Origin of the sequence: Desulfoluna sp., from assembly GCF_030145185.1 — a bacterium.
Classification (GTDB): Bacteria; Desulfobacterota; Desulfobacteria; order Desulfobacterales; family Desulfolunaceae; genus Desulfoluna.
The window spans coordinates 23,540-37,095 of sequence record NZ_JAQYWB010000031.1 but is presented as its reverse complement, the minus strand read 5'-3'; the positions used below and the strand labels follow the sequence as shown (position 1 = coordinate 37,095).

Below are 13,556 nucleotides of genomic sequence, written 5' to 3'. Positions count from 1 at the left end.
CGAGTCGAGTGCACTCATATTCAAGGCATCAGAGCTGCAGATGTAGTGGTTTACCTCAAAGCTCTGATAACGCAGAAGATGGTTGCACTCGGCTCGCCCGAAGGGTGAGAAAAGCGAGAAGAAAAAGGTAAGTTACATTTTGCATTTTTGAAATGCCTACATCCTTCGGGGTAACCTATTGTAATAACTTATTATTGATTTGACGTGGTCGTTTTTTTATGAAATATCCGGGCTATCTGGCCTACCCCTCCATAATCAATGATGTTACTTCAAAATACATCAACTGATTGTCAGTAAAATATCCAATGAATAATTGACTAATCTTTTTGGCTTTGTAGTCCGATATAAGATTTTGCTTATTCTTCAGAGTCCGCCCGGTAAAGAGGATGTCTGCTTTTGATTTGGTTAGAGCGCTGCCCGTTGAATGACGACACGTTTTACCTTTTAAAGATGTCGGTTACGGGGTTGTGTGGCGCGCAGGGTTTGTTTCGAGGCCGTTCAATACACTTCACCGTTTGTTTGATCTGTTTTTAGTTCTGGCATGACGGTAATGCTGAAAAGGTAACTCATGAGTGCTGTTTGTGTTTGAAGTTTTACCGTACGAGGTAACTTTTTAAGCGAATTAAAAATTAAGGTATACATTTTGAATTTTTGTTTATTGCGTTGGGAGGTATGCAATCATGAAGAAAACTTGTTTTGATTTCAAATTATTAAGGCTGCTGGCGGCTTTTGTGTGTGTCGCAGTAGTGACCCCGGCATGGGCGGCGGATCCCGCGCCCAGGGAGACCCTTCCGATTATCGGTACGGATAATACCGAGGCGGTTAATTGGCCGAAGATTCCTGGGCTTATCGTACAATTTGAAAAGGACGCCGCGCTGAATGTGACGGGAAAGGACGCCGCTGTGAGCCTGGGTTCTGGCGGGTCGGTGATGATGGCTGCCGGGGCTCGTCTTTCCCGCACCGGCGGTGAAGCCCTTTCAGAGAAGGGCGATATCTATGGAATCGCGTTGAGTGGGGGAGCCGGTGTCACCGATGACAGCCGGGTGGCGATGGATAAGGACTCCGTTGTTGCTCTCGATGGCTCGGATGCTGTTGGGGGTGATGGTGACCGCTCCGTATCGGTGAAAGGCATTGGGATTGATCATGCCGAGAGTGCCGAGGTTTCCATGGATGGAGCGAAGGTAGAGGTCACATCAAAAATCGTCAATGACAAGCCCACAAATATTTATCATTCAGGTATCTATCTTGATGATATCCATCAGGCTACCGTCACCTTGCAAAAGGGGGCGCATGTCACCACGGATGTTTCGGTGGCTGACGATGGGGAGAATGACATTTACGCATGGGGAGTCCATAGCAAAGGTCAGTGGGGGGATGACAGTGATCAGGTCTCCGTGGCGTGTCAGTCCGGGTCGGCGATCAAGGCGACTGTTGAGGTAAGCGGCGGGGATTCGGCGGACACGACGAATGGCGCGGCTGGTGCCCAAGCGGTGGGGGTGGCCGTGTTTAATTCCTCCAAGGCAACGGAGGTGTCCGTAAATGACGCCAGCATTACAGCGGATGCCACCTCCTTCAGGGTCGGGCAGAAGGTCTTGGCGGCCGGGGTGCAGTTTGCCAACCTTGGCAGTAATAATGATGCGTCAATCATGCGGATTGAAAAGGGTTCCAGTGTCGATGCGATCGCTCGCGGCTCCAAAGCGTTTGCTGTGGGAGGAGCGATGATGACGAATGTCGTTGGTTATCCAACGGGACTGGTGCGAGATGGCGAGATTGTGGTCGCCTCGGGCTCTCACATCACCGCAACGGCCATTTCCAAAGATAAGAGCCAGGCCGAGGCCGTTGCCGCTGTGTTGGTGACGGACGGCGTCAAGGAGGTGGACGTCACCATCACCCATGCTGAGATAACAGGTAGCATGAAGGCTACGGCTGAGAATACCCTCAGAGGCGATGCAAACGCTGTTATTGCAGGTGAGGGTGCATTCGGCATCGTTCCCGTCGGCATGGGGGCGAAGGGCTATGATCGTGCGAAAATTACTCTCTCCGATGCCAGGGTGACGATGACGGCCGACGCGACCGCCAGGGTAAAGGACGGTTCAGGAGGGGAGGCCCAGGCGCATGTCGGTGTTTGCGGTATGCTGGTGGACCCGGTAGCGGCTGACGTGAAGACGCTCGTTTCAGAAGATTCGAAAGCTCTCAAAGAGCTCAAGGTGAGCCACACAGCCATTTCTCTGGCTCATTCAACGGTGAATGTCTCGGCCTCGGCAACGGCGGACCATTGCGCTGCAGTCGATGCCACAGGCATTGGGCTTACGAATCTCAGTGGCGAGCAGGAGGGCGATGCCCCTACCTTGGAACTTGTCGATTCGGACGTTCGGGTTTCTGCCGTCGCAACAGTCACCAAGGAGTCTGCTTCACCTGTGGCGGGATCAATTTCACAAGCCATCGGTATTGCGATGATAGGTGCTCATGGAGTCACCACCCTGAATTTCGATCATGCGGCGGTCGTCGTGGAGGCCACCGCAACCACCGTCCGTGCCTTTGGTATTGCTGTCGTGGGGACGGACGGAACTTGTCAAATTAACCTGGAGAACGGAAGCCAGGTTGAGGTCATTTCCTCTTATGGGCAGGATGATAACTCGAGCAGTGTGGCTCTGTATCTTGATCAAGACGCAACGGTCAATATCGATGCCACCTCATCGGTGACAGGCGATTGTTCGGTCATGAGGGAAGCGCCCTCTGACGGTGAGGCAGACGTATCCGTGATCGTCAACAACCGTGGCCTTATCAGCGGTCGCCTTGATGTGGACACCCTGCATAACTTTGCCACCGGCACCTTGCAGGTGCCCCTGGATTCTACCACTGAGTATCTCTATGACCCCAAGGCCTCGAATACGTTTTATTTTAAAACCAAAGCTGCGAAGCTGGACGCCGGAACGACATTTCGGTTTATGCCCAGCAATAGTGTGTACCAAACCAATAAGGGTCAGAGCATAGAGTACGCCCTCTTGGAGGCGACAGGCCCCGAGTCAGGAACGTCGTGGGACCAGTCCACGTTGACGCTGGCAGGCTCTCCGCTTTTGGGATTGAGCTGGTCGGGTGAATCCACCGACCAGCTGATTGCTCGCATTCATTTTTTAAAACCTGCCGAGGCCGGTCTCTCCGGTAATGCAACCGAAGCGTTCAACGCCGCCCTGGCCGACATGCCCAGCGACTTTGTCTTCGGCACCGACCCCGAAGCCTGGGCGCCCAAAGTCAGTGGGGCCTTTCTCACCGGGATGGCCCATACCCTCGTCGCCTCTCAAGCCAACATCGAGAATCGTCTGGGCGGGCTCATGGGCCTCAACAGTGGAGACAAACTCGTGGCCGCTGGCGGCCTGTGGTACAACGCCAGCTTCACCGACGCCGATCAGGGCAAGCGGGACGGGATTATCGGCTTTGATGCCGACACCGCAGGGCTCAGCCTCGGCTGCGACCGGCAGGTCGGTCCCCTGACCCTCGGGGTCGCCTTCACCCAGGGCAAAACCAATGCCGACGCCGATGATGGCAGCTCCGAAATGGACATGGATGATACCCTGTTCAGTCTTTACAGCAGCGTGGATGGGGGCAAATGGTTCGGCGAAGCGGTCCTCTCCGCAGGGTTTGGCGAGGTGGACAGCGCCCGACGCCTAGGGGACAAAGTGTTCACAGCCGATTACGACAGCACCAGCTACAACGCCATGGTGACCCTGGGGATGAAACTCAATACCGCCGGATGGCAGATCACCCCGCGGCTGGTGGCGGATTACTCCATCAAAGACTACGACAGCTACACGGAAACCGGGGGCAAGGAGAGCGGGGCCCTGGAGGTTGATTCCCAGGACTATACCGTCTTGAATGTCGGCGGCGGGGCCACCGTCCAGCGCAGCTGGGTGAAATCCTGGGGCGTGCTGACACCGGAAGCCTCCGCCATGATGCGCTACGACCTTCAAGGAGACCGCGTGGTCACCACGGCCCGATTTGTCGGCGGCAACGCGAGTTTTGTGGCCCATGGTGCGGATCCGGCCGAGACCAGCTGGGAACTCTCCACGGCCCTTACCCTGGCCAGCGTCGAGGAGAGCGCCGTGAGCCTGCGCCTCGGCTTTGATTATGCCGGCCGTGAAGATTTTACTGCCCACAGCATCAGCGGCAAGGTGCGGTTTGAATTTTAGCAGGGTGGCGGAGCCACGTTGGTTGAAAAGCTCTATGCTGCGGCGGATCCAAGCGTAGACGGATGCATCCACGGAGTGCGAATGCACTTCGAGGGTATGACGCTAAATGCCAAGCGTCCGCCAGGGCAACGTTCAGTGGTATTGTAACAAAAAGAAAGGTGTACCAGACACCCATGCCTCGTTTATGACGGCGCATGGGTGTTTGTTTTTGGTGCTTTGCTCTATTTATCTTTCCATTTTTCACCCTGCCGTGATTTTTATTCAATCTGTTTTGAGGACCCTATATCTTGTTCTGTTGTCTGATATGCCTTGTTTGGTCTGCATTTGCGAATTTAAATAGTTGCTTTAATTTAAGTGGTATCAATAAAATTTTGGCGAATTATTAACTAAATTTTAACCAAATATTAACTATCCTCTTCAGCTCTATGTTCCGATACAAGGGTTTTAAGGCCTGACAAAAGTCATCAGTCAGAGGACGGCGCATAAAATGGCTGATTCGAATGAAGTCAGTGGAGCCGAATTTTAAAATGTAATGATTTTTTGAGCTGGGAGGTTCGTAACCATGAGTAAAACCCGTTTTGATTTTGTTTCTCTTCGGCTTCTGGTCGCTTTTTGGTGTGCCACAGCCGGGTTTCCGGTCTGGACGTGGGCTGACACGGTCTCCGGGGACACCCTCACGATCACCGGCACGGATCATGTCGAGGCGGTGAATCATCCCGATCTGGGAGATCTTACCGTTCAATTGGAAAAAGAGGCCGCGCTGAATGTCAAGGGGGGCGATGCCGCCGTGAGGCTGGGGTATGGCGGGACGGTTGTCCTGGCTGATGGTGCAAAAATTTCGATGGCCCAAGGGGAGCCGTCTGTTGATGAGGTGTATGGGATCATTCTGGATGGTGAAGAAGGGGAGCCTACCCGTGACCACCGGGTGGTGATGCAAAAGAATGCCTCTGTGGGTGTCGATGCCGTCAGTGGCGCCACGGCAATCGCTGTAAAGATAGCCCACACTGACAGCGCCCATGTCACGATGGATGGGGCTGCGCTCAAGGCCACCTCAAAAAATGGAAAGGCTGTCGGCCTTATGATGTCGGGGGTTACCGAAAAGAATACTGCGCAGCTGACCATGACGAATGGCTCTACCCTTGAGGTGGCAGGGGGGACCGAGGTTTCGAAGGGGACAATTTCAAAGGTATTTGGTCAGGCCTTGGGTGTTTATATCGATGAGTCTGCCCACGGGGTGGTTTCATTGGCAGACGCCTCGAAGATTCGGGTGTCGGAGGTTGCAACCGGAAAGGGGGCCATTGCCCAGGCTCAAGGCGTGCTGATGAGTGAGGTCGAAGAGGCCGAGGTCGTTCTTGACGATCACTCCAGTATCCACTCGGCGGCGGCCTCTGAAGAGGGAATGGCCCTGGCTGTCGGTGCCTTTATTGAGTATGTCCCGCGCCTTGATGCACACATTTTGGTGAACAACGGATCGGAACTGTCTGGCGAAGCGCGCGGGAACATCGCCATTGCCTCTGGCGGCGTGGTCTCCAAGTCTCAACACGGGATCGCAAGGGTGACTTCAGGCTCCAGCGTGACGGCAACCTCTGTGGCAGAAACACATCGTGGGGGAGACGAGAAAGCCGTAGCGCTGTCCGCTGTCAGTGTGTTGGGTATGCAAGGTGTTGAAGAGGTGGCCATCGACCTGACCCAGGCCGATGTGATCGGAGTCATGACCGCAACGGCAGAACAGATTGGTACGGCAGATGCATTTGCCGAGATTAAGGGGGGCACATTCGGAAATGATCAAGTGATTCCCTTGGGGGTGGGTGCGGTGGATTATGATCGTGCCACCCTTCAACTTACCGATGCCTCGGTGACGATGACGGCCGATGCCACCGCCAGGGTACAGGCGGGGTCGGAAGGGGAGGCCCACGCGCATGTCGATGTCCATGGGCTGCTGCTGGATACGGAAGGGCCTTCGGTGACATCTCTCGTTTCAGATGTTTCGACATCCTCTGTTGCGTTTAAGGAGAGTCACACAGCCGTTTCTCTGAAACATTCCTCCATTGATGTCATGGCGTCGGCCACGGCGGGTGATTGCGCTCAGGTTCAAGCCTGTGGCATTGAGTTTAAGCACTTAGGGGGAGAGACAGAGGGGGATGTCCCCACTTTGGAGCTTGTCGATTCTGATGTCCGGGTTTTTGCCAAGGCAACGTTAACCGCAACGACAACGAAGACGAAGGCTTCCCCTGCAGAGAAATCGATGTCACAAGCGGTGGGTGTTTTCGTGACGGACTCTCATGGGGCCACGACCCTCAACCTCGACCATGCGACGGTTGTCGCCGATGCCACCGCCGAGACTGCCACTGCCTTTGGCATCGTGGCCGGCATGGATGATGGAACCTGCAACATCAACCTGGAAAATGGCAGCCGGATTCAGGTATTTTCCCATTATGGGGTGGCGGAAAAATCGGGCAGTGCCGCCATCTATCTTGGGCGGAACGCGACCGTCAATATCGATGCAACTTCATCGGTGACAGGCGATTGCTCGGTCGTGGGAGTCGATCCCTCTGACAGTGAGGCAGAAATCTCCGTGATCGTCAACAACCGCGGTCTTCTCAGTGGCTTTCTCGAAGTTGATACCCTGAACAACGCCGCCACAGGAACCTTGCAGGCGACGTTTGACGCAGACGATACCTTTGCGTACGCCCCGGGGACTGAGACAAATAATTTCTTTTATTTTCAGACCGAGACCGCGAATCTGGAAGCCGGAACGATTTTTCGGATTGTGCCGGACAAAAAACAATACTCTGATCAGGCTGGGAGCAAAGAGTACGCCTTGTTGAGCGCCTCAAAACTTGATCCCGACCAGTGGCGCCAGGATGATTTGACGCTTGCGGGCTCACCCCTTCTGGCTCTGAGTTGGTCCCAGGAATCAATCGACGACCAACAGCTGGTTGTAAAGGTTCAATTCTTGACCGCTGATGAGGCCGAAATCTCAGGTAATGCGGGTGAAGCATTTCATGCTGCCCTTGCCGACATGCCCAGCGACTTTGTCTTTGGCACCGACCCCGAAGCTTGGGCCCCCAAGGTCAGTGGGGCCTTCCTCACCGGGATGAATCATACCATCAGTGGCTCTCAGGCCAATATTGGCAACCGCCTGGGCGGGCTCATGGGCCTCAACAGTGGCGATGAAATCGCGGCCGCTGGCGGCCTGTGGTACAACGCCAGCCTCACCGACGCCGACCAGGGCAAGCGGGATGGGGTCGTTGGCTTTGATGCCGACACCACAGGGCTCAGCCTCGGCTGCGACCGGCAGGTTGGTTCCCTGACCTTAGGGGTCGCCTTTACCCAGGGCAAAACCAACGCGGACGCCGATGACGGCAGCTCTGAAATGGACATGGACGACACCCTGTTCAGTCTTTACAGCAGCGTGGATGGGGGAACATGGTTCGGTGAAGCGGTCCTCTCCGCGGGGGTTGGCGAGGTGGACAGCGCCCGGCGTCTGGGAGACAACGTGTTTACCGGTGATTACGACAGCACCAGCTACAACGCCATGGTCAACCTGGGGATGAAATTAAGCGCCGCCGGATGGCAGGTCACCCCTCGTCTGGTGGTGGATTACTCGATTAAAGACTACGACAACTACACGGAAACCGGGGGCAAGGAGAGCGGGGCGCTTGAGGTTGATTCCCAGGACTATACCGTCTTGAATGTCGGCGGCGGTGCCACCGTCCAGCGCAGCTGGGTGAAATCCTGGGGTGTTCTGACCCCGGAAGCCTCCGCCATGATGCGCTACGACCTTCAAGGAGACCGCGTGGTCACCACGGCCCGATTTGTCGGCGGCAACACGAGTTTTGTGGCCCACGGTGCGGATCCGGCCGAGACCAGCTGGGAACTCTCCACGGCCCTTACCCTGGCCAGCGTCGAGGAGAGCGCCGTGAGCCTGCGTCTTGGCTTTGATTATACCGGTCGCGAAGATTTTGTTGCCCACAGCATCAGCGGCAAGGTGCGGTTTGAATTTTAAACGATAAGGAAAAAGCAGGCCTCCGGCGGCAAGGTGAGCCACCTTGAAAGCTGCTTGCGAATGTGCTTTGTCCCCTTGTCGGGGCAAAGCACATCCGCATTTGGGTCATAAAGATATCTGATTACACCTTATCCTCCGCCACGGGTTTCCCCTGGTATCTGTGGCCCCAAAACATGGACATGGCTGGCGCTCACGCCAGCCACACCGTTGGCATTGCAGCGGTATCAGGATGGGCAAAGGTAATGCCGTGCCCATCACGGGGAGTGGTAGCCGTCCTTGCCTGGAGAAATAGTTACCGAATTTTTTTGGAAAAAACTGGAAAAAACAGCCATGCCTCGTTTATGACGGGGTAGGGTTGTTTATACGATAAATCACAGGGAGGGTGGGCATTGAGAGTGAGGCGCAAGGGGTTGGGTGCATGGATGGGCTTTTTGGCCCTTGTGATGAGCGGTTGTGCGACGGTTCCGCACCAGCTGACCTTTGCCGACCTCCAGCAGCGCGGAGAGTCCTCCGGGCTGGAGATTCGGCGTGTCGCCGGTGACCTCTTTACGCTGGCCAGTCTGATGCCGCCGCAGCCGCACTCCGACGTGCTGCGCGTCTATATCGAAGGCGACGGCCTGGCCTGGCGTACCCGTCGCCGGCTTTCCGCTCACCCGTCTCCGGTGAACCCCACCGCTCTGAATTTGATGCTTGCAGATCCCACCCTTGATAAAGCCTATCTGGCCCGGCCATGTCAGTATCTGCAGACGGGGAGTTGTCACCCACGGTACTGGTCGACGCACCCCTTTTCAGAGGCGGTGATCGCCGAGATGGATCGTGCTTTGGATACCTTGAAAGGGCGGGGGGGGTATGATCGTCTTGAGCTGATCGGTTTTTCCGGGGGGGGCGCTGTGGCCGCGCTGCTGAGCGCAAGGCGAAATGATATTGACAGGTTGGTGACGGTGGCTGGCAATCTCGATACCGAGGCATTTTGTCATCTTCATGGCTTGACCCCGCTCTCTGCCTCCTTGAATCCGGCCGATTTGGCTGGGAAGCTGGCGCATATCCCCCAGCACCATTTTATCGGCAAAGGGGATCGGGTCATCCCAGAAAGGGTTTATTCCTCTTTTGCCTCTCATATGACCTCGCTGTCAGCTGTGTCTCCGGTTATCGTAGATCATGTCACACATCAGCAGGGGTGGGCCATTCAGTGGCCCGGGTTGTTAGAAGACCAGGGGCTCTTGCGAAGCCGGGAGCCTGCCGAATAAATATCTTAGCCCGGATATTTCACGGGTCGGGTGCGCTTATCTGCGAGGCATCAGAGCTGCAGATGTAGTGGTTTACCTCAAAGCTCTGATAACGCAGCAGATGAGTGCACCCGGCTCGTCTGAAGGGTGAGAAAAGCAAACAGATAACCGTGAATTACATTTTGTATTTTTGAAATAACTGAATTTTTCACAATAACCCATCGCAATAGCCGCCTATTGTTTTAGACCGATCGTTTTCTCATGAAATATCCGGGTTAGAATCGGCGGTGAGACCCTCTCAATGAAAATATATCTTATCATCCCTCAATGTATTCATCATTTCATTTTTTCTTAATCCGCACCCCGTATCGCCTCAAAACACCAGGAAATGCATATCCCTTTGGGGTAACGTTTTTACCCGTAGCGAACGGAGGGCCTCCCCCCTTTCTTTTTTTCTTTAGATATTCAGCTATTATTTTGACAGACCCGATCTGTTCTCTTACTCCATGATCGCATCGATTCTAATTAAGGAATTGATGGTGCATTTCTAAATCATCAATGTATTGACTATTTGTTTCTTGATCTTTTGTATGGTAGGCTCTGGAGATAAAATATTTTTTTGGGCGTGTTAAATCGATTTTTTAGAACCATGTTTATACTTGGATGGCTCCTTTGGATAACGAAGAACAGATTAAAAAAATTGTAGGCTCTATTCGCAGGTTTTATCGTGTCGTTCAAAATGATGGTGCAAAGGAGAGCAAATCTTTTGGGCTGACCAGTTCACAGAGCAATGTCCTGCGCACTCTTTATCATGTCGGGCCACTCTCTTCCGTAGATCTCAGTCGTAATCTCTACGTGACGGCCTCCAACATGACGGGGCTTGTGGACCGACTCGAAAAAAAGGCTCTGGTCTCCCGGGTCCGAAAAGAAGGCGATCGGCGTGTGATGTTGATTATCCTGACGCCGTCAGGGCTGGAGCTGGCACAAGTCCTGCCGGATCCTCTGGAATCCAAATTGATATCAGGCCTCGGGCATATGCCAGTGGACCAGGTGAAGCAGCTTAATGAAGCCATGGATCAGATTCTTCGTCTGATTAATGTGGAAGGAGACGGCAGCCTTTTGTCAGAACCTGGTATTAACAGCCTTGGTGACGTTTATGATCCAGGCATGGAGAAAGAAATGAGTGACTCATTATGAATAAATTAAGGGATTTGGATTTACAGTATCAGCAGGGGCGTATCTCACGCCGTGAGTTTATGAGACGTGCCATGCTCATGGGGGCCGCTTTGAGCGTGGCCCCCGCCTTTTTCCCCCTGGGGGCAAAGGCTGCCGAAGGACCACGGAAGGGCGGACGCTTGCGGATGGGCATTGCCGGGGCGTCAACCACCGATACGCTGGTGCCTGCCGTGATGACGGACATGATGATGGAGGTTCTGGTCTGTGGGCAGCTGGGAAGCAGCCTCATGGAACTTGACAATGAAGGCCGGGCCGTCCCGGAGCTTGCCGAGAGCTACGAGTCCTCTCCCGACGCCAAAACCTGGATTTTCCGGTTGCGAAAAGGGGTGACCTTCCATAACGGCAAAACCATGACCGCCGACGATGTGATTCACTCCATCAATCTCCACCGGGGAGACAAGAGTAAATCTGTGGCCAAGGCCATCGTCAGTCCGATTCAGAAGATTGTTAAAGAGGACCCCTATACTGTCCGCTTTGAAATGGTTTCCCCCAATGCCGATTTTCCCTATATTTTGAGCGATTATCATTTGATCATCGTTCCTGAAGGCAGCGACGGCAGCGATGGAATTTTTACGGGCGGTTACACCCTGAAGAGTTTCGAGCCGGGCGTTCGCAGCGTTGCCGTACGAAACCCCAACTACTTTAGGGATGACAGAGCCTGGTTTGATGAGGTGGAAACCATCGCCATCAATGATACCAACGCCCGAACCAATGCATTAAAAACCGGTCAGGTGGATGTGATCAACCGGTGCGAGCTGAAGACGGTTCGCTTTCTGGAGCGCGTGCCTGGCATCCAGATAATTAAGCAGGAAGGCTACAAGCATTACACCTTTGTGATGCATACGGACAAGGCCCCGTATAACGACAACAACGTGCGCATGGCGTTGAAGTACGCAGTAGACCGGGAACAGCTGGTGAAAACAGTGTTCCGAGGCTATGCCGTGGTGGGGAACGATCATCCCATCAGTACGGGGAACCGGTACCACGCAGACGACCTTCCCCAGCGGACGTATGACTCCGATAAGGCGAAATACTATCTTAAAAAAGCGGGACTCGATCGTCTGAAAGTGGCGCTGAATGTTGCGGATGCAGCCTTTCTCGGTGCCGTGGATGCCGGGGTGCTCTTCAGAGAGAGCGCGGCCAGGGCAGGCATTGATGTGGAGGTGGCACGCGTTCCCAACGATGGCTATTGGAGCAATGTCTGGTTGAAACAGCCCTTTTGTGCCTGCTATTGGGGGGGACGGCCCACCGAGGACATGATGTTCTCCACCGCCTATGCCGGAGATTCCGCCTGGAATGACAGCCACTGGAAGAACAAACGGTTTAACGAGTTACTCGTGACAGCGCGTGGCGAACTGGACGAAAATAAGCGCAAAAACCAGTACGGCGAGATGCAGCGACTGGTCCGGGATGACGGGGGAACGGTTGTTCCGGTTTTCGGTATGGACGTCGCTGCGGCAAGCAAAAAAATCGGGTTTAACAAACCCGCAGTCAACTGGGAACTCGACGGTATGCGAGCCCCCCAGCGCTGGTGGTTTAAATCCTAAATAGCATAAATTTTATGACCACCTTTTTTTAGCCGTAATGCGAAGGGGCTTGAGGTGGTTTGTCGAAAACATTCTTCGTTCGAGGAGTCGCTTCGTTCGTGTGTCATTCTAAAAGGCATGAGCGTAGTGAATACATTGAACGAAGAACAAGGAACCAAGAACGATGAACGTCTTTAACCATAGAAGGCGTTTTAATAAAGAGTTTGTCGTCAGATCCAGGCGCTGAATAAATGAGAAGGGGAGGATTATCCCTTCCTTTTTGAAACCATAAAAGAAAGGAGAGAGGGGGTTCGGTGGTTTCCGGATCTTTTGTCATGCATCGCCCGCTTGTTGTAAAGAAGAATGGTGATGGATCATAGGGGCCGCATGACACGTGCTATGAAGCGTTTTATTAACAATCCAATTGTAAAAATGGTGGCGCAGCGACTGGCCATCGGCATCGGGACCCTTCTGGTCATCTCCGGTCTGATTTTTGTCGGGGTGGAAGCACTTCCCGGGGATCTGGCTGAAGCCGTTCTAGGGCAAAATGCTCTGCCGGAAACCGTAGCGGCCTTTCGCGCAGAATTGAAACTCGACCTTCCTGCCCATATCCGGTACGTAACCTGGCTTGGAGAAGTGGTCCGTGGGGATTTCGGGAACTCCCTGGCCAGCGGGAAACCCATCGCCGATCTGATCGGCTGGCGATTCAAAAACACGCTCTTCCTTGCGGGGACCACGGCTCTGGTGGCCGTTCCCCTGGCGCTTTTTCTCGGCATGTTAGCCGCGCTTTACCGGGACTCCTGGCTGGACAAGTTGCTCTCTATCTCCACCTTGACCGCCATCTCTTTCCCAGAGTTTTTTGTGGCCTACATTCTCATCACCCTTTTTTCCGTCAAGCTGGCTCTTTTTCCCAGCATCTCCAGTATTACCCGCGATATGCCGCTGTTGGTTAAATTGCACACCATCACCCTCCCCTGTATTACGCTCACCCTTGTGGTTCTGGCCCATATGATGCGCATGACTCGTGCGGCCATCATCAACGTGATGGACCTGCCCTTTATTGAAATGGCCCGCCTCAAGGGGATCTCCAAGCGGCGCATTATTTTCAACCATGCATTGCCCAACGCCCTGGCACCCATCATCAACGTAATCGCCCTTAACTTAGCCTACCTGGTGGTGGGGGTGGTGGTCGTGGAGGTGGTCTTTGTCTATCCGGGGTTGGGACAGCTGCTCGTGGACTCTGTCTCCAAGAGGGACTTGCCGGTGGTTCAGGCAAGCGGGTTGATTTTTGCCATCACTTACGTGGGGCTTAACCTCACGGCAGACGTCCTGGCCATGGTGAGTAATCCTCGCCTGCGGCATCCGCAATAGG

Annotated in this window: 6 protein-coding genes; all 6 read left to right on the top strand. The window is 54.1% G+C overall.

The window, feature by feature from the left end:
* Nucleotides 1-680 precede the first annotated feature (680 nt).
* A complete protein-coding gene (locus Q1Q75_RS11680; protein WP_300670606.1) occupies nt 681-4,187 on the top strand; it encodes an autotransporter outer membrane beta-barrel domain-containing protein in 3,507 nt (1,168 codons plus the stop codon).
* 562 nt (nt 4,188-4,749) lie between these two features.
* Nucleotides 4,750-8,196, top strand: a complete 3,447-nt coding sequence (locus Q1Q75_RS11675; RefSeq protein WP_300670603.1) for an autotransporter outer membrane beta-barrel domain-containing protein — start codon at nt 4,750-4,752, stop codon at nt 8,194-8,196.
* Nucleotides 8,197-8,585: 389 nt separating this feature from the next.
* On the top strand, nt 8,586-9,443 hold the full coding sequence (locus tag Q1Q75_RS11670; RefSeq protein WP_300670601.1) for a hypothetical protein: 858 nt from the start codon (nt 8,586-8,588) through the stop codon (nt 9,441-9,443).
* Between the two features lie 651 nt (nt 9,444-10,094).
* A complete protein-coding gene (locus tag Q1Q75_RS11665; protein WP_300670598.1) occupies nt 10,095-10,619 on the top strand; it encodes a MarR family transcriptional regulator in 525 nt (174 codons plus the stop codon).
* Nucleotides 10,616-12,205 (top strand): ABC transporter substrate-binding protein, encoded by a 1,590-nt coding sequence (locus Q1Q75_RS11660; protein ID WP_300670595.1) that lies wholly within the window; start codon nt 10,616-10,618, stop codon nt 12,203-12,205. Before Q1Q75_RS11665 ends, Q1Q75_RS11660 begins: the two co-directional genes overlap by 4 nt.
* A 366-nt stretch (nt 12,206-12,571) precedes the next feature.
* Nucleotides 12,572-13,555 carry an ABC transporter permease gene (locus tag Q1Q75_RS11655; RefSeq protein WP_300670592.1) on the top strand — a complete coding sequence of 328 codons (984 nt, stop codon included), beginning with the start codon at nt 12,572-12,574 and terminating at the stop codon, nt 13,553-13,555.
* Nucleotide 13,556 lies beyond the last annotated feature (1 nt).

What these genes read in the sequence shown, in the direction of transcription:
- Q1Q75_RS11655 (WP_300670592.1), top strand. Translation starts at nt 12,572, where the DNA reads ATGACACGTGCTATGAAGCGTTTTATTAACAATCCAATTGTAAAAATG.
- Q1Q75_RS11660 (WP_300670595.1), top strand. Translation starts at nt 10,616, where the DNA reads ATGAATAAATTAAGGGATTTGGATTTACAGTATCAGCAGGGGCGTATC.
- Q1Q75_RS11680 (WP_300670606.1), top strand. Translation starts at nt 681, where the DNA reads ATGAAGAAAACTTGTTTTGATTTCAAATTATTAAGGCTGCTGGCGGCT.
- Q1Q75_RS11675 (WP_300670603.1), top strand. Translation starts at nt 4,750, where the DNA reads ATGAGTAAAACCCGTTTTGATTTTGTTTCTCTTCGGCTTCTGGTCGCT.